The organism is Legionella donaldsonii (assembly GCF_900452385.1).
Lineage (GTDB): Bacteria > Pseudomonadota > Gammaproteobacteria > Legionellales > Legionellaceae > Tatlockia > Tatlockia donaldsonii.
Genome location: NZ_UGOA01000001.1, coordinates 1192118 through 1213992 on the forward strand (window position 1 = coordinate 1192118; position 21875 = coordinate 1213992).

Consider the following 21875-nt stretch of genomic DNA (forward strand, 5'->3'; position numbering starts at 1 on the left):
CTTAAGAATTCATCGACTACTTGTTTTAGAGGCTAATTGACTATTTAATCTTCATTATAAGGAAAGAGGCTATAAAATTAACCGCGAAACCTGGTTAAACTTCAGCCAGGTTTCCTTTGGTTTCCAGCCAGGCTTTACGGTCGGAAGCCCGCTTTTTGGCCAGCATCATATCCATCATGGCTACGGTAGTTTCTTCATCCTCAAGAGTGAGTTGTACCAGACGTCTGGTATTGGGATCCATCGTGGTTTCACGCAATTGCATAGGGTTCATTTCACCTAAGCCTTTGAAGCGCTGAACGTTAATCTTCGCTTTCGTGGTTTGAGACAGTTGCGTGATAATGGCTTGCTTTTCCTCGTCATCCAACGCGTAATGCACTATTTTACCTGCGTCAATTCGATACAAAGGTGGCATGGCAACAAAGACATGGCCTGCCTGAACAAGCGGTTTGAAGTGGCGTAAGAAGAGTGCACAGAGGAGTGTAGCAATATGCGCACCGTCTGAATCAGCGTCAGCAAGAATACAAAGCTTCCCATAGCGCAGACCGGCCAAATCAGTGGAACCCGGATCAACGCCAATAGCAACGGAAATATCATGAATTTCCTGTGAAGCTAATACTTCATTGGATTCTACCTCCCAGGAGTTTAAGATTTTTCCTCGTAGAGGCAGAATAGCCTGAAAATCTTTGTTACGAGCTTGTTTAGCGGAACCACCTGCTGAATCCCCTTCAACCAGGAATAATTCTGCCTGGCTTAAATCTTGTTGCAGACAATCGGCTAGTTTTCCTGGTAAGGCTGGACCCTGGTTGACGCGCTTACGGGCAACTTGCTTGGCTTGACGTAGACGTTTTTGAGCGCGCTCAATGGCAAAGGCCGCAATCATTTCCCCCTGGCTACGATGCTGGTTAAGCCAAAGAGAAAAAGCATCTTTTACCACGTTACTGACAAAGGCCGCTGTTTGTCTGGAGCTTAAACGTTCCTTCGTCTGGCCGGCGAACTGCGGCTCTTTCATTTTCACTGACAGTACATATTGGCATGGTTCCCAGAGATCGTCTGCGGTTAATTTCACCCCGCGTGGTAACAAATTACGTAATTCACAAAAAGCAGCCAAGGCATCATACAGGCCTGCTCGAAGGCCATTAACGTGAGTACCACCTTGTGCAGTAGGAATGAGATTCACATAACTTTCATTTAAATTACTGTTGCCCGATGTGGCTGACCAGACCAAAGCCCAATCCACAGTTGCTTCTTCACTGGCAAATTCGCCGGTAAAGGGCTCGTCAGGAAAGTAATCATTGTTTAAGGATTGTAATAAATAATCGGCCAGGCCTTTCTCATAGCACCAATGAGTTTGTTCGTTCGTGGCCTTGTTATTGAAGGTCATGGACAAGCCTGGGCAAAGAACTGCTTTGGCACGCAGAACATGGGTAAGTTGTTTAACAGAGATTTTTGTCGTATCAAAATAGTGAGCATTGGGCCAGAAACGGATAATGGTTCCCGTATCTCTTTTTTTGGTTACTCCAAGTTCATTAAGTTCTTCTAACTTGTCGCCATTGGCAAAACACATACTATAAATAATGCCGTTGCGCTTGATGATAACTTCCACCCGTTCAGAGAGGGCATTAACGACAGAGACCCCTACACCATGCAATCCACCAGAAAAGCTGTAATTTTTATCGGAAAATTTACCACCAGCATGCAGGCGCGTCATAATGACTTCGACACCACTTAAGCCTAATTGCGGGTGTAAATCAACGGGCATACCACGGCCATTGTCTTCCACTTCGATGGAGCCATCTTCATGCAGCGTGACGATGATCTGATTGGCAAAGCCAGCAATGACTTCATCGACGCTATTGTCGATCACTTCTTGTGCTAAATGATTGGGTCTGGTTGTGTCAGTGTACATGCCAGGGCGGCGTTGTACCGGTTCAAGACCGCTTAACACCTCTATTGCTTCAGCTGTGTAATTTTCAGACATGGATAATCACTTATGTGTAAAAAATACCTTTAGTTTAACACGAAAAACGGTGTTTCGTTTAAGTATATATTAAATTCAATTTGGTTTTTTATTATTCAATTATAACAGGGGGAAATTTATCGGCATAATTTAAGGGTTTTCTAGCTAAAATAGCCGCTGTTTTTAGGGCTGTTTTGATAAAAGCGTTTGCTAATTCATAATCACCATGAGCAGCAATAGGGAGACCTTCATCGCATTGACTACGAATACGACTGTCCAGAGGCAGCTGACCTAATAACGTTGTTTGGAAATTTTCACTCAGTGTTTGTCCACCACCCATCCCAAAAATGGCTTCCTGATGACCACATTGACTGCAGATATGTAAAGACATATTTTCCACCAAGCCAAGAACGTCAATGCCGGTTTTCGCAAACATTTTTATGGCTTTTTGTGCGTCGAGAGTTGCCACATTTTGTGGGGTTGTTACTACAACTGCTCCGGTTAAAGGTATTTTTTGCACCAAACTTAATTGAATATCACCGGTTCCGGGAGGTAAATCGATAAATAAATAATCCAATTCGTCCCAGAGAGTAATATCCAGCATTTGTAAGAGTGATTTTGCCAGCATAGGGCCGCGCCAGATTAGGGCCTGCTCATTATCGGTGAGATAGCCAATGGACATAGCCTGTATACCGTGTGCAGAGGCTGGTAAATAATGGTCGCCACTGATTTCTACGGGTTTGGTTTTCCCAAGCATTAAGGGAATACTGGGCCCATAAATATCAGCATCAAGAATACCGACTCTCGCTCCGGCGCGAGCCAAAGCAACTGCCAGATTGACGGCAACTGTTGATTTTCCTACGCCGCCTTTGCCTGAGGCAACAGCAATAGTGTTCTTAACACCTCGTAATCCTTTACCAGCTAATTGAGTACGATGGGCTCTAACAAAAAAATCCACTGCGATCCGAATTTGATAGTTTGGCAAGGCCTCTTGCAAGAGCCCGCTAAGGTGGGGTTTTAGGCTGCTTTCTAACAATTGGGTTGGGAAACCTGCTGCCAAGGTTAAATCAATTCGATTATTTTCTATAGTCAGCCTGGGTTGTATACCCAATTCAGCTATTGTCAAACCTAGTGTCTTATCAGAGGTAGTTGTCAGGATGTCAACTATGATTTTTTCTACATTCATCGCCGTTTAACCCACTTTTCATTGAGTTGGCATGATAGCCTACGATTTCAAGTTCGGGAAGCTCATTAGTCAATAGACCTTGTCTATAAACTCAAACTGCGGTCACCTTACTGTCCTCCCACGTGCAGGCAGTTAACTATCGGGTTTACCACCAGCCTGCCTTACTAATGAGTAATAATATCTTAAAGGCAATTGAGCATAGTACCTTAAGTATTCTTATCGATGGTAATACTTGTCGATGGCATGTTTTCAAGATCGTTCATTAAGGTTCTTAATAAATTTTCCGTTGTTGTATCTAATCCAAAGATGCGAGTAGTCAACCCTCTGCTGCTTTTAAATGTTCTCAGGTTCGTTTGAATCAGCTCAATGCCTTCATGTGGGGATTTTGCTTTTAGATCTTGCAATAATTTTTCCAGTCTTTCTGCTTTCTTTGTGGTTTCGTCTTTATGAAATACACTTTTATGAGCTGCTGCATATAATTTATCTGCATATTCATACACTGTTTTGTACGTGTTCAGGTTAGCTATTTCAGATTGATATTTTTTCGTAAGCATCCATCCATCTATAATGTCTTGGCGTAATTGTTCAGTTGCAAAAAAGTCAAAGCGATTTGGGTTCCATAACATCGTGGGTTTAAAACCATTCCTAATTAATTCTTTATTTAGAACAAGCATCACCAAAGTTCGACAATTGCCGTCAATAAAAGGATGTAGTCGTTCTATTTTTTGAACTAATTCAATAATGACATCCAATTTTTTTTGAGCACCAGACACATGCTTTCGTTTTTCTTCATATTGAAGAAGATAGGATTTAATTTTCTCCTCAATGACTTTGTGAGTCATGCTGGGCGAAACGAACTTACATTTTGTATTTTTTATTTTATCCTCTAAAAAATCTAAAACTTCTTCCAGTGCTTGTTTCTTATCCTCTTTTTTTTCATATTGTGATAGGGCTTCCTTAAGTACATCTACACTGCTATTACTCAAGATCTCAAATTTATTTTCATTTCCATTGGCAATCACTTCTTGTAAAAATTCTCGCAACCCCTCTCTTGAAACATTCGCTTCGTCGCCACCTGTGGTATTAAGTTTTAACCAAAAACCACTTACGTCATTCGAGCGAAACCGATCAAAGCGATCGAATTCTTCCAAGTTTGTTTTGCTTACGCCTTCTAAAGCAGTTCTATATAATTGCAAGATAAGTTGGGGGGTGAGCGTCTTGTGCAAGGTGTTATTGAGTAACTGATGTGCCTTAAGCATGGCAGCCATATAACCTGGTTCTTCCACATCAAATAACAGAGACCCTTTTTGTTTGCCCTCTTTAGTAAGTTGGCGATAATAGTCAATATAAAATCGCCATATTTCATCAGCGAATAGTTTGGCGTATTCATAATTCGCACTTGCTCTAGGCATGTTACAACCTCAGATTCATTGTTTCCTTATTATAGTTCATCGGGTTTATTGCTCTAATTTCTAGCAATTAAAGGCGATTTTAAACGGATTACGCAGGAGCAGGTCTTGTTCTATGTAAACAGGCATAATCTGCCCCGATCCTGGAATCTAGCAGTCAATTTGATCTAATAGTTCAATCTGTTCATTAAGATTCATAATCTGATTCTGCCAGTACACAGGCGTATTAAACCATGGAAAACTCAAAGGGAATGCGGGATCAGCCCAGCGTTTTGCGAGCCATCCTGGATAATGCAACATGCGTAATGTACGTAATACCTCGATTAGATGACGTTCACGCGGGTTAAAATCATGAAACTCACAATAACCCTGTAAAATCTTTGTCAGTTGCATATCCATTTGCTGGGGTTCACCTGAAAGCAACATCCAAATATCCTGTATCGCAGGACCCATGAGGCAATCGTCAAAGTCCACAATATGAGGCCCGGATTCGCTCCATAACACATTTCCTGCATGGCAATCGCCATGCAAGCGGATTTGAGCAACTGGACCTATGCTGTTCAATATCTGATTGATTTTTTGTAAGGCTGTTTCGACTGTGTTACAAAAATTAGGTTTTAAATAATCCGGAATAAAGTCTTGTTCAATGAGAAATTCATAGGGGTCATGGCCGTAACTTTGACTAGTTAATTGGATGCGATGTCGAAATCTTTGACACGCCCCGACTCGATGTAATCGCCCCAGAAAGCGCCCCATCCATTCCAATTGCTCGCTATTATCCAATTCCAGTGCGCGGCCGCCACGTCTGGGAAAGAGTGCGAATTTGAAATCATCATGATGGTGTAAGGTTTGATTATTTATAATTAAGGGAGCAACGATGGGAATTTCCTGTTCTGCTAATTCAAGTGCGAACTGATGCTCCTCTAAAATAGCGGCCGAACTCCAGCGATGAGGCCTATAAAATTTAGCGATGAGAGGTTCAGCATCTTCTATCCCTATTTGATAAACGCGGTTTTCGTAGCTATTGAGCGCGAGTAGGCTGCCTGTGCAAATAAAGCCCAGGCTTTCAAGTGCATCTAAAATGACATGAGGATCAAGTCGCTCATAAGGTGTTTGATTGTTGTGATTCAAATGGGGATCCAGAGGGTAAGCAGGTGAGTGCATTATACCGATTGTTTGCAGCAAACGTAGGTTTATAGACTAGAAGACAGGTCTTTCTTTTTATGAAGGGTTTGGGGGGCAAGTTCTTGAGCTAAGTGATTTGAGTGCATTGGCAGATCCGATTGGTGGGAAACGGTCTATAGCCATTGCTCAACAGAGGCATAACCCCCCTAAAATCCAAATAATTACAGCCTGTTTATTGATTGTCGATAAAAAAGCACTCCTGTCATTGAAATATGAACTAGAAATGAAACTGTTAGGGACGATCCGATTGCTAATTGAATGGCTTTATTAATAAACTCTAAATTCGAATTATTCCATTTCATTGCCCCAGGAAGATAAGCATTATGCGTAAAATAACAACACTCCTGTTTTGCCTCCTGTATTCTTTTTCTCTTTATGCTGCTTGGGAACCCCGTATTGAACAAGTAAAGCACCATTTTGTTCCTGAATTGAGTAACCAGGTATTTCGTGATCAAATTATTAAATTTATTCGGGCAGCAGCCATAGCACAAAACACAGAAACGTCACAATCTAAACTGAATGATTTGGATGCCACCTGGAGTAACCCTTACCAAAAAATGGATTGGAGTGTAAAAATTACTGTATACCATCAAGGAAACATGGTGGGAAAGGGGTGTGCTAATGGAGCGCGGTTAACCGATACGTTAAAGAAGGCGACGGCTTTGGCACTGGGTCACCAAGCTGCTGATAAATTGACCTCAGATCAACTTAAGCAATACCGTTTTAAAGTTGATTTTGATTATTATCCAGCAAAAATTTATTCCTTTATTGAATACAATGATCAGGGACTTGAGTTGGTTGGCAGCCGTGTTGCAGTGAGACGGTTAGATACCAAGGTGGTTGCGCAGCAAATAAAAAACAGTGAACACTATTTGTTAGAAACAATGCATCCACAATTGCATGGTTTTTTTAAGTTTTATGATGCACATGACGACAAACAAGAAAGTTTATTGCGGACCATTTATTCTTCATCCAGTTTATATACGCTGTTGAAACTTTATGCTTTAAACAAAAATCCACAGCTACAGCAGAAATTTAAATCCATCGCTGATTTTATTCTATCGAATCAGGTCACGGAGGGGCCTAATGCCGGTGGTTTTTATTATGGTTTTGATCCCAATACGAATCAGAAAACCTGTGTGGTTGTCGTGGGCACGACTTCGAAAACCATTTTTACCTTGTTGGAGCTTGCTCAGCTCTACCACGATGAACCAAAGTATTTACAGTCAGCCAAAAAAGCAGGGGATTGGTTGTTGACGATGGTAGAACAGGATGGCAGGGTAAAACCAATTGCTCGCTGTGATCACGGTGGTTGGCAATATAATGAAAAACAATCATTTCTGTATTCTGGGCAAGTCTTATCTGCTTTATCGAGACTTTACGCAGTGACACAAGATAAACGTTACTATCAGGGAGCAGCCAGGATTGCCAATCGTTTTGTCGATTTGGTGAAGACTCAAGGCCCTTTAGTCGGTGATAATTATCGCCCGGCAAATTCTATCTCTACAAGTTGGGTGATGATGTCTTTGATTGATTTTGCCAAGGTAGATAATGCCCTTATTTACCGGGATACGATCCAACATGTTGGCAGCAAAATTCTATCTCGCCAGATTACTAATAGGGATGATCTCTATAATAACGGCCGCTATCTCGATGCGATGTCAGCCAGTGGGAATGGCTGGATTAATGAAGTCATGGGCGTGTTTTACGAGTTTTGTAACTCAAATCATTTGGCGAATTGCCAACAGTATAAACAGGCTATTATTTTATCAAGTCGTTGGTTATTACAAAATGCTTACACCAAGGAAAACACTTACAATGTGAAAAATCCTGCCCGAGCGATAGGCGGTTTTATTACCAACTTTAGAACACAAACAGTTCGTACCGATGCTGTTTGTCATGGGGTCAATAGCCTAATCAGCTTATTGGCAATTGCAGGGCCGCAAGAACAGATTTTACTGGAGTTGCCTGAGCGGCCGTTGTCGGAGGTATTGCCTTTATTACGTAATGGTAATGGGTTTATGTAATTAGGGAATGATTAATCGGGTGGTGCGAGTCAGCATTCACGGGGTATGTTATGTTAAAAGCCAAGGCCGCTTTAATAAAGCGGCTCCTGCTGTAAAAATTCATTGACATTGTGTTTGACGACTTCTTTAAAGCAATTCGTCTGCGCAAACACGTTTCTTTGCCGTTCAGAACTGGTGCCACGAGTTAGAATGGTTTGCAAGGTTGAAAAATAATGCTGGTAATGAAGCTGTTTAATATAAGGTTGTAGTTTTTCAATCCATTCTTCCAAGTCATCTCTCATTAACTTTATTTTGCCATCGGTATTCATGACCAATTCGGCATCCAAGCCATATCGAATGGCTCGCCATTTATTTTCCCGTGATAGCCAGTAAGGTGGATAGGCTACTGATTCAAGCCAACTACCATTATCACTAAACCAGTGAGCGAGAGTGTGGATAAAAGCAACAATGGCAAGCGTTTCAGACAGCGTGGCTGCGCCATCACAAACTCGAATTTCCAGCGTGCCAAAGCCAGGGCTTGGTCGCAGATCCCACCATAAATCTTTCAGTGATTTTATCGAGCCACAGGATTTTAGTGTCTTGTAAAGATGTTCGAAATCTTGCCATTTTCGCACCTGATAAGGTTGTCCAGCCGTTGGCAATGATTCATAAGTAGTCGGTCGGCAAGATGATAATCCGGTATCAATCCCTTGCCAAAAAGGGGAGCTTGAAGAGAGTGCTAGCAAGTGAGGTAAAAAATACATAAAAAAATTATTAAAACGAATGCAATCTTCGCCACTGGACATACCCAAATGGACGTGTAAACCAAAAACACTCATGCGACGGGTAAGCCACTGGTTGCGATCGATTAACTCTTGATAGCGAGCAGTCGGAGAAATTATCCAGTCGGAATATTTGGAGAAAGGGTGGGAACCTGTAGTTGCAAGTAAAAGGTTTAGTTCTCTCGCGACAGGTTGTAAGTCAGTTATTGTTTGGTAGAGATCATCTTCAACCTGCTGTACGGAATGGCATTTATCCGTGTTAATTTCTATGGTGCTCAAATAAAATTCCGGTTTCACTTTTTCCAGGGGGGTAGTGGCTTCTAATACCTCTTCTGCACGTGAGCATAAATTATAATTGGTGGCGTCAATGAGTTGTAATTCAACTTCTACTCCTAAAGTAAGAATACCATTGCTGCGAAAATAAATTTCGTTTTCTTCCGCCGAGGCTAACGTGGTTGGTGAAGCAGGAAATTCGAACTCGGGAAATGTTAATAAGGATTCATAGCGTTGATTTTTCATCAGTTAATCCTTCTTTTTTATTATTAATTATTTTGATTTAAAACAACCAGGGATCATGAATTTTTCAATTCAGATTTGTTAGGGACAACTTGTCTGTCCTTACTATATTTACAAAGGCTCCTACAGTTGTATGGAATAGTTGAGTACAATAGATGTTCTATTAAAAATCTATAACTGTTGAAATGATTAGTACACAAACTATTTTTTCATACTAATAGTTTAGGCGGCTCATTTCAACCCTGGGTTACTTAGAAGACTTATTCATGAACAATTTTGATAATAATGCATTAGAAAAAATTCAGGTCGATGCACAATCTGAGCAGCGATCAAAAATGATCATGCTTGCCTTGCGTAAAGTGATGCAACAGATGGATCATCACTCCAGACGTTTAAATAAATGTTATGGGCTTACTGTACCTCAAATTATATGTCTGTATGAGATTTATGAAAAAGGCATCATGACGCTTTCAGCGCTGTCAAAGAGAGTTTACTTATCTACCAGTACGTTGGTGGGTGTTATCGATCGTTTGGAAGAAAAGGGTTTTGTTAATCGCACTAGAGATTCGAAGGATCGCCGTATTATTTTTATCGATATCACCAATAAAGGAAAAGAATTTGTTTGTTCTTCCCCCTATCTTCTCCATAATCGCCTGAATGAAAATTTACAGACTTTAGCTAAGGAGGAGCAAATAGCGCTGGCTAATTCTGTGGATTTATTAGTTAATATATTGAAAGAATTATAAGTATCGACTGAGGCCAGGGTAATCAAAATCGCTCTCGTTTGTTGACTGAATAAGCAGTTAGTTAACTTGAAGAAGCGATATAAACTAATGACTCAAATTGATTTGCAGATAATGGTTCACTAAATAGAAACCCTTGTCCATAATGACATCCATGGTCTATTAGGAATTTTAATTGACTCTCTGTGGTGATTCCTTCCGCGATCACTTTTTTTTGTAGTTTTTTGGCCAGCTGGATAATGATTTCAATAATGATTGCAGAATTACTTTCATGCTCAATATTCATCACAAATGATTTATCAATCTTTAAGGTGCTAATCGGTAAGTTTTTCAAACGCGTTAACGAGGAATGCCCTGTGCCAAAATCATCAAGTGCCAGGTTAAGGCCATTTTTCTCTAAAGCGATTATGTTTTTTTCAACACCCACTCGATTTTCTAATAAAGCAGTTTCAGTTAATTCCAGGTTTAGTAGGTTTGGATTAATGTGATGTTTTCTTAAAGTAGACTTTATTTTCCTTATAAAATTGGAATGGGATAATTGAATCGGAGATACGTTGATCGAAAATTGCAGGGGCTTTTGATATTTATGATTCCAAATTTCAATTTGCTTACAAGCGTTTTCTAATACCCAGTTACCCAGAGGAATCATCATTCCCAGTTTTTCTGCAATACTAATGAATTCTTGGGGGATAATTTTTCCCAAAACCTTATTTTTCCAACGCAAAAGCACTTCACCTCCAATGATTTTTTGGGTCAGTAAATGATAGATAGGTTGATAGCTAAGATAAAATTCATTTTTCTTAAGGGCGACGCGTAACTGAGTTGCTATCTCCAACTCATGGGAATATATTTTCGATAAATTTTTTGTATAGAATGTATAGGTATTTTTACCTGATGTTTTAGCGCGATACATGGCAGTATCAGCATTTTTTAATAGGTCATGATACGTAGTGCCATCCGATGGATAGATAGCAATACCGATACTGGCTCCAGTATAAAGTTGTTTGCCCTTGATACGGAATGGTCTATTCAAGATAGTAATTAATTTATGTGCTACCAGATTAGCTTCATTTTGTGAATTAATTTCTGTAAGAATGATCCCAAATTCGTCGCCACCTAATCGGGCACAATAATCACTCATTCGTATCGATTTTTTTAAGCGTATGGCAACTGCTTTAATTAACGCATCTCCCACATCATGTCCTATCGAATCATTAACGGATTTAAAGTTGTCTAAGTCTAGATATAGCAGAGTAAATTTATAATCATAGCGTTTGGCATTTTCTATCATTTTATTGGTGGTTTCTTCAAACGCCCGTCTATTCAGTAAAAAAGTGAGAGGGTCATAGGTCGATAGCTGTTCAAATTTCTCTTTCTGCTGTCGTAATTCTTTTTGACTTTCAAGTGCGAAATCATAACTAGAAAGATAACTTAATATCAGTGCGAAAAAGGGAATTAAATAGATTAATAATTGTATTAATAGCGCACTAAGATAAACGGTATCGTAAATATGCGTTGAACCAAAGATCATATAGCAAGATATAACAATTTGAGCGATAGCAATATAAAAAATAGAATGAGTTAATAGAGAGAGTTTTTTCTTAATGAGTCGGGGATAAATAGCGAAAATCAAATACAGATAGAGACATAAATTGATTAAACCAAATGGGTGTATAACAGTATTTTCTGAATGGATAATTTCAGGCAGTCTTTCTACTTCTTTAAGCCAATGCATACAGTAATAATTACTGGCAAGAATAAATAGGCTTGTTAAAATTAATAAAATTAATACTAAATATCGTTGCTTTAATTTTTTTAATAAGCAACCGCTTAAACCTACTAGTAATAATATTCCTGCGCAAATATTTGAAAGAACCCAAACATAGGCATGTAAATTTTCAACGTTTTTACTTAATGGGGATACCCATTCGTTAGCCAGGGTAAATGCAGTATTGAAGTAGGCTGCAAATAAATAAGCGAAACCTAGACTAAGCGCTACATTATCTTTTGTTAATTGATAATGGGTGAATGCCAGTAAGGTGATGAGGGTCGCAATAATTGAAATAGACCAATAATAGAGAGCATGATAAATAATGATTGATTGACTCGACCAGTCAGGAACTGCTAATTTAAAGCCAAATAATATCCCCAATGTCGGTAATATAATTACCATTAGGATAATGATTACAAACAATTTAGGCATTGTTACTAATATGCCATTATTATATGAATTCTTAGTCATCCAATAACTCGAATATATCCATACCTTCGTGTTGATCAAATTATTAAAATGATATTTAAATATAGATAATACTGCTATCTAAAACAACGCCTATTACCCCGGCAATCACTTTTTAGTCAGAAATGTATATATTTGACTACAAAGGCAGTCATTTATTAATCAGGAACTCCAATCCCTCTTCTTTTATAGTAGGCGTAGATTTTCCTGAGGTTCATTTAATGGGTAAGCACGGTTTTTATTCAATAGGTGACAGGGCTAAATGGCCAGTATAGTCCCATTGTACCCAATGACCGCTAGCCAGGTAATAGAGCCCGCATTTAATGGGTTCGCTCCTTAGTCTGGCCAAAAGACGAGCGTACTCATTCACTTGTTGTTGGTGATTTTTTTGGGCTTCCATTTGTTCACTGCCAGTTTTGAAATCAATGATCCAACGACATCCTTGAGCGATAAAGGTTCTGTCAATAATTCTGGTGCTAACCGTTCCTTGTTCGCTAACCAGTAATTCGTATTCATTTTTTTCCTCTGCATGAGGTTGTATTAACCATTGGCCAATTGGATCTTTAAACAAATGGGCTATTTGTTGTTGTAGTATTGCATAAACGTTGTCTTGTTCTGTCGGATCCAAACCTAAACTTTTAAGTTGATTCATGACAAGTGGCCAAGGTAGATTTTCATCGGTGCTTGGGTGGTGATCACAAATCCATTGCAGCAATTCGTGGGCAACTATTCCCAGTTGGCGTGCATTACTATCTGCTGGCAAAAGAGTCGTTGCCGGTATTTTGGAGAAAGATATCGATGGCAAGTCCGCATAGAAAGCGAAAGGCAGTCGATAAAGTTCGGGTAATTTTTCGGAAGGCATAATCGGTTGCAATCTTTCTTCCTGAGTAAGAAATTCTTCGTGTTTTAGAAAGCTGCGAAAAGTTCCTTGGCTTTCTTTTTCACTATTATCAAAGAGGAAAAGTCTTTTTTTAGCCCGTGTAACTGCAACATAAAGTAAACGCTGTAATTCATAACTATTTTTTTCGCTATCCAGTTTACCCAGATAATCATAAAGCAAGCACTGTTCTCGATGCGCAGCTTTTATAGGGGAAACAAGTAATAGTTCGCCATGTTTTTTACTGGGTAATTTTAACCAGCGTAATAAAGGATTATCCTGGTTTCTTGCTTTAGAACCTAAGCCTGGCAAAATAACACAATCAAATTCCAGTCCTTTGGATTTATGAATAGTCATCACCTGTAAACGGGAAGGAGTGGTACGTTGAGAATATAAGCGATTAAATTCGTTGTTAAAATAATCCCACTCAGGTAATTGACCGTTGGGAGTACACCGATCAATCAAGCGCCAGAATTGCTCCAGGTCGGCTTGCTCGGTGGCAGTTAAAATTTTATCGCCGTGTAGTTGTCGGAAAGACTGTGCTATCCAGCCAGAGAATGAGTGTTGATGGCGGCAAGCTAAAGCCTCTTGCAACACGGTATAAACAAAACGAGCCCGTGTACGTCCTTCCTCGCTAAGTCTAACGATGTGGTCTAACTGCGACAAAGCATGATAAATGGATTTTTTCTTATCAAAATTGGCCAGCAAATGAAGATCAGCCAAAGATAATCCGGCACAGGGACTTCTCAGTAATGCCAGCCAGGCTAGCCGATTCGCTGGTCTGAGCAAGGCTTGGGTTAATGACCAAAGATCGCGGAGATGAGGAAGCTTGGCTAATAGCTCAATCTCTACACCCTGAAAGCTAATTTGTTGTTCGCGCAATAGCTGCATGATATCAGTGAGCTGGTTACGTGAACGCACCAGAATAGCAATGTCACTGTTGGGATTGGCCTCCAATTCGTCAACAATGCATTTAATTAAAGCGAGGGCTTCTTGCTGGCGATCTGGAAATTGCTGGGCTTTGACGTAACTGTTTCCATCAGCAGGCAGAACATTGGTTGATGGATGAAAGGAAACGGCCCCCGACTCCATATCATCGAGTTGGGGAAAAATAGTGCGGAATTGGTGATTGACCCAATCTACCAGGGTTGCGGTAGAGCGAAAATTACAACACAATTCCAACGGTGTTAATTGGACAGGGCCTATTCCCTGTTGTTTTGCTTTGAGAAAAAGTCCCACTTCTGCTTGACGAAAACGGTAAATGGATTGCATGGGATCACCCACTATAAAGAGAGTTTTACCATCATCAGGCTGCCAACCGTAGACTAATTTTGTCAGCAATTGAAACTGCTGAATAGAGGTATCTTGAAATTCATCGACTAATAAATGGTGAATAGCGTTATCAAGAAAAAGTGTTAAATCTGTAGGATTTTCCTCATCACCGAGCGCAAGCAGAGCCTGCTGCGAAATGGCAGCAAAATCGACCTCATTTTGTTCACTGAAGATCAAATGCAAATGCCCGACTAATATAGGAAGTAAAGTGAATAGCGCTTGCAATACCTCCCATTGTTCAGGGTCATAGTGAGGGGCAGGTAAGTGTTGTACTCGGACTAAGGCGTCAAGAAAATCAGGTGCATTCTCCAGTTGGCTGAGTATTGCCTTACTATTTTCTTTTAGATGATTATAGAGCGCATCGTCGCAAATTCCACGTTTTAACCCGACATGATGATCAAAACTTTTTCTTAAATGACCTTGAGAGGTTAAAAGCAATGCAGCCAGATTGGCGACCAAGTCTCTATCTAATTGCGCGAAGCTATGCCAGTTACGGAGTGAATAGCGGGGGGAGTCCGGGTTTGTTTCAAGACTGGCGAATTGACGAACAAGCTGGCATAAATCGTCCTGGCAATTGACCGGTGTGCTTTGTTTAAAACGGGTTAACTCGTGCTGTTCAATAAAGAGAAGCATTTGCTCATAGTTTGTTTGACTTTGATCACGAGCAGAGTATAAAGAGGCTAACCATTGATCTCGGTTAGCCAGTAATTCACTCAATAGTTCTAAAAATTTGTCTTGACGATTATCCAAATGCTGTAACAAACATTTTAAGGGTTGATGTAAATTGATATCACTAAGTGCATGCGCGAAGCAGGCTCTTGCCGCAGCTTGATAATGGCGCTCCGGGTATTCACTGATTTGTGCATAGGGAACTTGTTTTTCTTGCAGAGGGATTGCCTGACAGAGAGTCTGACATAATGAATCAATAGTAATAATTCGTAAACGCCCTGGCTGTTGTAGAAGTTGCCAGCCTCGTTCTGCACAGCGATTGAGTGCTTCAGCAGCATAACTGTAGGTTTGTTGTTGGTGTGCAGAGGCGGGAGCAAGACCAGAAGCAGCTTGCTGTAAAGCCAATATAATACGCTCTCGCATTTCACTGGCTGCTTTGCGCGTAAAGGTCAGAGCAACGATTTGTTCAGGCTCGTTGACGTGTCCCAATAATCTCAAATAACGTTGAGTCAGTATTTCGGTTTTACCAGAACCGGCCGGTGCTTGTACAATAAAAGACCGGCGAGGATCAGTAGCTTGTAGACGTTGTTGGCTATCCTTAAGCATGTGAGTATTAGTCCCAAATAATTTCTTGCGCTGGTGCTCTGAGATTATAGTTGGAACTCATACAATGACCATAGGCACCGGCATTGGCAATGAGTATCACATCATTTTCCTGAGTCTCTGGTAGCAATCGGTCGTAACCTAAGGTATCCCCTGATTCGCAGATGGGGCCAACGATATGTGCAAAACCCGTTTTTTCCTGGTGCAGGCGACTCAAATTGACAATTTCATGATAGGCACCATAAAGTGAGGGTCGCATCAGTGAATTCATTCCTGTTTCAATGCCAATAAATCGGACTTTACCTTTTTCTTTGCACTGGGTTACTTTCGCGAGGAGCACGCCGCTTTCAGCGACAAAGAAACGCCCAGGCTCCAACCAAAATTTCAAATGAGAAAAACGGGTTTTTACTGCCATTAGGGAAGCATCCAAGGCTGCCAAGTCTAAAGGCTGTTGTCCAGGCTTTTCAACGATGCCCAGTCCGCCGCCCAGATTAATGACAGATAAGTCTGGGAACTGCTCGGCCAATGCTGTAAGCATTAGCGCGGTCTGCTGCCAAAGTTCGGGAGTTAAAATACCGCTGCCGGAGTGAGCATGTAACCCCATGACTTTAACATGGTGTTGGGCAACCAATTGAATGACCTGAGTGAGATCATGCTGCGGTATGCCAAATTTGGATTCATTACCGCCTGTACAAACATACTTATGATGTCCTGCACCGCAGCCTGGATCTATACGTAATAAAATGCGTTTTTCAACGAAGAGCTCCGGCCAATTTTCCAAAGGATATAGATTATCGACGGTGACGTGACAACCTAGTGAAAGTGCGTATTCATACTCTGCTTTTGCAGCGAAATTGGGCGTAAAGAGGAGTCTTTCTTTATCGATTTGAGGAAATAAGTTCAAGACATGTTCCAACTCATCTATTGAGACGCATTCAAAGCCAATCCCCTTGTGATAAAGTGTCTGCAAGATAGCGGGATGTGGGTTTGCTTTAATCGCGTAATAGAGTTGATCAATCGATTTTAAGCTTAATAATTCATCGGCTTTATTGGCCTGAGTTGGACTATGGTAGACATAACAGGGCGAGTTGTTTGCTGCGATTGTCAGCAATTTCTGGCGTTCATTTTCCCACCAAGGTGTTTTCTTCAATGCGGGTTTGCCGAATTCTTCCTGCCAACTTTTTGAATAATAGAAACTTTGCGGGTTATTTTCAATCAGTAGACTATGCAGTTTCTGGCATAATTTGTCAGCCTGTGATTCATCAACAACAAAGGTTAAATTTAAATCATTCGAAGCCAGGGACATGAGGTAAACTTGCTGCGCATCGAATACTTCAAGGGTAGGTCCTAATTGGGGTAGGACAGTACGGATATGATGGCCAACAAGACTAACCGCGCTACAGGGTTCAATCAATTTAGCACGTCCGAAACGATTCAAATCGGCGAGCAACGCATCCAATGCCCGACGGTCACGTAATTTGGCATTACTATCTAATGAAAGCGTGACGTTAAACTCTGAGGAAGAGAGTAGATCCACTGAAAAACCATGCGTTTTAAATGCTGCAAAGACATCAGCCAGGAAACCCACTTGTTGCCACATATTAAGCGTATCAATGGAAATCAGGATAACACTATGTTTGACCTGAATGGATTTTATGGGGGGAGCATTATCATCACTTTCTTTAGAAATCCGCGTGCCTGAATGGTCTGGCATGCGAGTGAATTTGACCACCATAGGGATTCCTGCCCGGCGTACGGGAGGTAAACAATTGGGATGCAAAACTTTTGCACCCATCGAGGCAATTTCCTGGGCTTCATCATAATTCAATTGTTTTAATAGGCGTGCATGCGGCAATTGATGAGGATTGGCTGTATAGATCCCGGGAACATCAGTCCATATTTCACAAGCACTGGCTTGCAGGATAGCGGCCAATAAAGCGGCTGAGGTATCGGAGCCTCCACGACCAAGCAATACCGTTTCTCCTTGTGGATTGGCCGCAAAAAATCCTTGTGTAATAACAGCCGCTGCGCCACTGGCAAGCAGTTTTTTACTGAGCGCTGGATTAGCTTCACTATTGCATCTTGCTGCAAGGTAATTGACAGCATCGCCGCCAGGAATTGCTGTAGAAATTAATGCTTCACGGACATCGAACCACAGACAATTAATTTCTCTTTGTTGCAGAAATGCATGCCCTAAACGAGTCATCATTAACTCACCCAGGCTTAAAATTTGTGCCCGTGTTTTTGCCGGTGCTTCTTTGAGAAGGGCAATACCAGTCAACCATTGATGCAATTGTTCCAGCTCAGTAGTAATCAGTTCAGGAGACACTTGCAAGGCTTGGGCTAATTCCATATGGCCTTGGCGAATCTCTGCTTCAATAGTTTGGTGCTGGTTTAATAAAGCAGCATTGATGGCTTGCTCTAATTTATTTGAAATTTGCGTAAGGGCTGAACACACAATAACCGGTTGTACGCCATTGGCAATATGTTGTTTAGTAATGGCTGCTATATTTTCCCAGGTTTGAAGAGAAGAAACACTGGTACCACCAAATTTCGTAACGACTTGTTGCATGATTATGCCCGTGCAAAAAAAGAACACATTAACATGGACTGATGAATAGATACAAGCAGAAGGCTGCAACAAAATGGCAATTAATTCCCAATGTGATTTTAATAATTACACCTTGGATTTATCATGACTATTTTAATGATTTTATTAGGAAATTTTTTCTCTAATCGTTTGAAAACCGTTTCAATTCATTTATCATCAGTCTTTTGCAAACATCTCGGGATGCATTTTAACGTTAAGGAGTGTGGAGTGAAGAGCATGCAAAAACCCATGAGAACAATCGTCAGCGCAGCTGTCGTTGCGATGATGGCAAGTACTATTGCCAACGCGGGGAGCTTTTCCCTGTACACAGAAAGTACTGCTTCGGCAGTAGGGAATTATGCTGCGGGTGTGGCAGCAGAAGCAGCTGATGCGTCAACTGGCTGGTACAACCCGGCAGGTCTGGCACTCATTCGGCAGCAACAAGTGGTTGTTGGTGCTGTAGGTGTATTTCCATCCTCTGAATTAACGGGTACCAGTACTTTCAGAACGGTAGGTCTTCCTCCTTTTGGCCAAACGTTTAGTGGAATCCAGGGAGCTAAAGATGCCGTAGTCCCTTCTTTTCATTACGCCTTGCCTTTAGGTGAAAATGCAACCTTTGGTTTAAGTATCGTTTCACCATTTGGTTTGGTTACTGACTGGGATAAAACCAGCCAGGTTCGTTATGGTGCTACGATCAGCGAATTGATTACTACCAATGTCTCTCCTGAAATTGGTGGTAAACTGACTGAGAATCTTGCTCTGGGTGGTGGTATTGATTTCCAATATGCGCGAGTTAAATTTAATCGCATCCTGGGTGAGCCCGCCTTAATGCAAGCGTTTGGTTTTCCACCAAGTTTTGTGGACTCAATGAGTTATAACAAGGGCGACTCGTTTGGTATCGGTTTCCACGCTGGTGTGTTAACTATGTTTAATGATAACCACACTCGCATTGGTTTAAATTACCAATCACAGATGAAGCATAAATTTAATGGATACAGCCGTTTGGGTGGTCGTTATGCGTCACCTGGGTTTAACGTTATAAATCCGGTTTCAGTAGCAACGGCAACTCCAAATAACACAATATGGAATAATAATTTATCCAGTAATGACATCGATCTTCCGGAAATTGTTACCTTAAGTGCGTATCAAGATGTTAATGAGAAATTAGCTCTCTTAGGTTCAGTGGTTTATACGGGCTGGCATTCCCTAAGAACTATTCAACTAAATAACGCGCTTACTTCCGCGCCAGTCGTTGGTGTGGTCAAGGTTATTTCTGCTTCTATTGAAGATTATGACAATGCTTGGCGTTTTGCACTCGGGGCTAATTACCATGTGAATGAGCAGCTAATGTTGCGTGTTGGCGGTGGTTATGATCAGACTCCAACCACTAACCTGCATCGTAGCATCCGTATCCCCGACTCTGATCGATGGGCATTATCTATTGGTGCACATTATCAATTAAAGCCAGAAATTGGTGTTGATGTAGGGTATACACACCTCTTTGCTACTGGTGACCGTCGAATCAACAGAACTGATCCTGTTAGTTCGTTCAGTACCTACAATATTAATGCTGATATTGATGCACACGCAGATTTGGTTGGTATTCAAGCTGTCTGGACTATTGATAAGCCAGTTCCGGTTGCTACAAAGTAAAGAGTATAAAGCTCAAAAAGCCACGCAATGCGTGGCTTTTTTATTTTAATCCTTGGTGATAGTCGCTTCGCCTGGGCCATTCACTTTTATAGTATACCCATTAGCGCGAATTTCTGTAGGTGTTATAACACCTGACTCGATGTTCAAATTTAACCAACCTAGGTTTACTGGGTTTGAAGTATTCGTTGCCATTTTAATTAATGCGCCGCAATTTCCTCCTACGATGTGTCCGAAGCAAATCATTCTGACTACTGCCCAATGTACTTTACCATCGCTATTCGCTTTAGTAGGTTGATGGGAGTCAATAGTTCCATCAATATAGGCGTTTGACTCGACATTGGTTCTGTTATGGATAATCAAATAAGTTGGACTTGCAAAAACTGCGCTGGTTGCGAGACTTAACGCTGCAACAGTCAAACCTTTGAACACTCGATTCATATCTTTACTCCGTAATTAAAAATTGGTTTGTTTCAAGCGGTCAGGAATCAATAGGCCGCTCTTTTTATTATTATTACCATCGTTTACAACGAATCCCTTGCGGGTTTTACTATAGGGTAATGCTTGATTAGTGACAACCCTTTATCAGACTTCTTTTGAAACTCTACTGCATTGGCGCATCGCTTCGTCGAACCGGTGCTCGAATCCTCATGTACTGACGTGTACACTGCGGTTCTGCGCGCCGTCTCTCCTCGCGCTGCTCTCACTGCAGCGAGTTTCGCAAGAAGTCTATTTTTATACGCTACTGCATTGGCGCATCGCTTCGTCGAACCGGTGCTCGAATCCTCATGTACTGATGTGTACACTGCGGTTCTGCGCGCCGTCTCTCCTCGCGCTGCTCTCACTGCAGCGAGTTTCGCAAGAAGTCTATTTTTATACGCTACTGCATTGGCGCATTGCTTCGTCGAACCGGTGCTCGAATCCTCATGTACTGACGTGTACACTGCGGTTCTGCGCGCCGTCTCTCCTCGCGCTGCTCTCACTGCAGCGAGTTTCGCAAGAAGTCTATTTTTATACGCTACTGCATTGGCGCATCGCTTCGTCGAACCGGTGCTCGAATCCTCATGTACTGATGTGTACACTGCGGTTCTGCGCGCCGTCTCTCCTCGCGCTGCTCTCACTGCAGCGAACTTCAAAAGAAGTCTATTTTTTGTTTAAAATGCGAGCAATGTCTTTGGCGAAATAGGAAATAATTAAATCTGCCCCAGCGCGCCTAATAGAAAGCAAACTCTCGATCATGGCTTGCTCTTCATTAATTAAACCTTGAGCTGCAGCATTTTTTAGCATGGAATATTCGCCACTGACTTGATAGGCGGCTAAAGGAATTTCAGGATAATGTTGTTTGAGTCGAAAAATGACATCGAGATAGTTCATTGCTGGTTTAACCATCAATAAATCAGCCCCTTCCTCCAAATCAAGAGCGGCTTCTCGTAAGGCTTCATGGCCATTAGCCGGATTCATTTGATAGGTTTTTCTATCGCCAAACTGAGGTGCTCCTTGCGCTGCCTCGCGGAATGGGCCATAGAAACTTGAGCTGTATTTAACTGCATAACTTAGGATTGCTGTATCAAGATGACCCGCTTCATCCAAAGCCTGGCGAATCGCTGTTACCATGCCATCTGTCATGCTGCTTGGGGCTACCCAGTCGGCGCCGGCATCGGCATGGCTAACTGCCTGCTGGCTTAATGAGGTCAAGGTTGCATCGTTATCTATCTGCTCACCCTGTAAAATACCGCAATGACCATGACTGGTGTACTCACAAAAACAGACATCGGTAATAATCAAAAGCTCCTTATTGACATCGCGGATAGTACGTATGGCTTGTTGAATGATGCCGTCTGCCATGAGAGAAGCACTGCCTTGCGCATCTTTATGTGCTGGAATACCAAAGAGTAATACCGCAGGAACGCCCAGGGCTGAAAGCTCTTCAATTTCTTGCGGTAAGCAATTGAGTGTTAATTGAAATTGCCCAGGCATCGATTTAATTTCCTTTTTCTCAGTGATAGTTTCACTGATGAATAAAGGAGCGATGAATTGTTGAGGGTGTAAATGCGTTTCCTGTAGCATCGCCCGCACAGCCGGGTTGCGGCGCATTCGTTTTAAACGTAGGGGAAGTTGATAATTGGTCATC

General features: G+C 41.5%; 14 protein-coding genes. 3 read left to right on the plus strand and 11 right to left on the minus strand.

What is annotated here, in order from left to right; all coding sequences use genetic code 11:
* Positions 1 to 94: 94 nt before the first annotated feature.
* The 4 genes from parE to DYC89_RS05660 form a co-directional block, all read right to left on the minus strand.
* Positions 95 to 1978 (minus strand): DNA topoisomerase IV subunit B, encoded by a 1884-nt coding sequence (parE, locus tag DYC89_RS05645; protein ID WP_115220890.1) that lies wholly within the window; start codon positions 1976 to 1978, stop codon positions 95 to 97.
* A gap of 91 nt (positions 1979 to 2069) precedes the next feature.
* On the minus strand, positions 2070 to 3143 hold the full coding sequence (gene apbC, locus DYC89_RS05650) for an iron-sulfur cluster carrier protein ApbC (protein WP_115220891.1): 1074 nt from the start codon (positions 3141 to 3143) through the stop codon (positions 2070 to 2072).
* A gap of 206 nt (positions 3144 to 3349) precedes the next feature.
* Complete coding sequence (locus DYC89_RS05655) at positions 3350 to 4555, minus strand: Fic family protein (protein WP_115220892.1); 1206 nt, start codon at positions 4553 to 4555, stop codon at positions 3350 to 3352.
* Positions 4556 to 4702: 147 nt separating this feature from the next.
* Positions 4703 to 5683, minus strand: a complete 981-nt coding sequence (locus DYC89_RS05660) for a serine/threonine protein kinase (RefSeq protein WP_115220893.1) — start codon at positions 5681 to 5683, stop codon at positions 4703 to 4705.
* Between the two features lie 377 nt (positions 5684 to 6060).
* Between DYC89_RS05660 and DYC89_RS16690 the strand changes: the two genes are divergently transcribed.
* On the plus strand, positions 6061 to 7764 hold the full coding sequence (locus tag DYC89_RS16690; protein ID WP_245953954.1) for a glycoside hydrolase family 76 protein: 1704 nt from the start codon (positions 6061 to 6063) through the stop codon (positions 7762 to 7764).
* Positions 7765 to 7835: 71 nt separating this feature from the next.
* On the opposite strand, the gene DYC89_RS05670 is transcribed toward DYC89_RS16690, so the two are convergent.
* Positions 7836 to 9044 carry a carboxylate-amine ligase gene (locus tag DYC89_RS05670; RefSeq protein WP_115220894.1) on the minus strand — a complete coding sequence of 403 codons (1209 nt, stop codon included), beginning with the start codon at positions 9042 to 9044 and terminating at the stop codon, positions 7836 to 7838.
* A gap of 263 nt (positions 9045 to 9307) precedes the next feature.
* On the opposite strand from DYC89_RS05670, the gene DYC89_RS05675 reads away from it, so the two are divergent.
* Positions 9308 to 9787 (plus strand): MarR family winged helix-turn-helix transcriptional regulator, encoded by a 480-nt coding sequence (locus tag DYC89_RS05675; RefSeq protein ID WP_115220895.1) that lies wholly within the window; start codon positions 9308 to 9310, stop codon positions 9785 to 9787.
* 61 nt (positions 9788 to 9848) lie between these two features.
* Here DYC89_RS05675 and DYC89_RS05680 read toward each other — a convergent pair whose 3' ends face one another.
* From DYC89_RS05680 to DYC89_RS05690, 3 genes are all read right to left on the minus strand, one after another.
* Entirely contained in the window at positions 9849 to 12026 is a 2178-nt protein-coding gene (locus DYC89_RS05680) for a bifunctional diguanylate cyclase/phosphodiesterase (protein WP_115220896.1), read from the minus strand.
* A 235-nt stretch (positions 12027 to 12261) separates the two neighbouring features.
* The gene (locus DYC89_RS05685) at positions 12262 to 15507 is read right to left on the minus strand and encodes a UvrD-helicase domain-containing protein (RefSeq protein ID WP_115220897.1); all 3246 of its coding nucleotides are present in this window, start codon (positions 15505 to 15507) and stop codon (positions 12262 to 12264) included.
* 7 nt (positions 15508 to 15514) lie between these two features.
* Positions 15515 to 18076, minus strand: coding sequence for a bifunctional aspartate kinase/diaminopimelate decarboxylase (locus DYC89_RS05690; protein WP_115220898.1), 2562 nt, complete (start codon positions 18074 to 18076; stop codon positions 15515 to 15517).
* A gap of 219 nt (positions 18077 to 18295) precedes the next feature.
* On the opposite strand from DYC89_RS05690, the gene DYC89_RS05695 reads away from it, so the two are divergent.
* Entirely contained in the window at positions 18296 to 19747 is a 1452-nt protein-coding gene (locus tag DYC89_RS05695) for an OmpP1/FadL family transporter (RefSeq protein WP_115222668.1), read from the plus strand.
* Positions 19748 to 19792: 45 nt separating this feature from the next.
* Here the strand turns inward: DYC89_RS05695 and DYC89_RS05700 are convergent, their stop codons facing one another.
* The 3 genes from DYC89_RS05700 to hemB form a co-directional block, all read right to left on the minus strand.
* Positions 19793 to 20185: a hypothetical protein gene (locus DYC89_RS05700; RefSeq protein WP_115220899.1), complete on the minus strand. Its 393-nt coding sequence runs from the start codon at positions 20183 to 20185 to the stop codon at positions 19793 to 19795.
* Positions 20186 to 20268: 83 nt separating this feature from the next.
* Positions 20269 to 20880, minus strand: coding sequence for a hypothetical protein (locus DYC89_RS16605; RefSeq protein WP_220271771.1), 612 nt, complete (start codon positions 20878 to 20880; stop codon positions 20269 to 20271).
* Positions 20881 to 20887: 7 nt separating this feature from the next.
* A complete protein-coding gene (hemB, locus tag DYC89_RS05715) occupies positions 20888 to 21874 on the minus strand; it encodes a porphobilinogen synthase (RefSeq protein WP_115220900.1) in 987 nt (328 codons plus the stop codon).
* Position 21875: the final 1 nt, after the last annotated feature.

What these genes read in the sequence shown, in the direction of transcription:
- DYC89_RS05690 (WP_115220898.1), bottom strand. Translation starts at nt 18,076, where the DNA reads ATGCAACAAGTCGTTACGAAATTTGGTGGTACCAGTGTTTCTTCTCTT.
- DYC89_RS05670 (WP_115220894.1), bottom strand. Translation starts at nt 9,044, where the DNA reads ATGAAAAATCAACGCTATGAATCCTTATTAACATTTCCCGAGTTCGAA.
- DYC89_RS05700 (WP_115220899.1), bottom strand. Translation starts at nt 20,185, where the DNA reads ATGAATCGAGTGTTCAAAGGTTTGACTGTTGCAGCGTTAAGTCTCGCA.
- DYC89_RS16690 (WP_245953954.1), top strand. Translation starts at nt 6,061, where the DNA reads ATGCGTAAAATAACAACACTCCTGTTTTGCCTCCTGTATTCTTTTTCT.
- DYC89_RS05655 (WP_115220892.1), bottom strand. Translation starts at nt 4,555, where the DNA reads ATGCCTAGAGCAAGTGCGAATTATGAATACGCCAAACTATTCGCTGAT.
- hemB (WP_115220900.1), bottom strand. Translation starts at nt 21,874, where the DNA reads ATGACCAATTATCAACTTCCCCTACGTTTAAAACGAATGCGCCGCAAC.
- DYC89_RS05695 (WP_115222668.1), top strand. Translation starts at nt 18,296, where the DNA reads ATGCATTTTAACGTTAAGGAGTGTGGAGTGAAGAGCATGCAAAAACCC.
- parE (WP_115220890.1), bottom strand. Translation starts at nt 1,978, where the DNA reads ATGTCTGAAAATTACACAGCTGAAGCAATAGAGGTGTTAAGCGGTCTT.
- apbC (WP_115220891.1), bottom strand. Translation starts at nt 3,143, where the DNA reads ATGAATGTAGAAAAAATCATAGTTGACATCCTGACAACTACCTCTGAT.
- DYC89_RS05675 (WP_115220895.1), top strand. Translation starts at nt 9,308, where the DNA reads ATGAACAATTTTGATAATAATGCATTAGAAAAAATTCAGGTCGATGCA.
- DYC89_RS05680 (WP_115220896.1), bottom strand. Translation starts at nt 12,026, where the DNA reads ATGACTAAGAATTCATATAATAATGGCATATTAGTAACAATGCCTAAA.
- DYC89_RS05685 (WP_115220897.1), bottom strand. Translation starts at nt 15,507, where the DNA reads ATGCTTAAGGATAGCCAACAACGTCTACAAGCTACTGATCCTCGCCGG.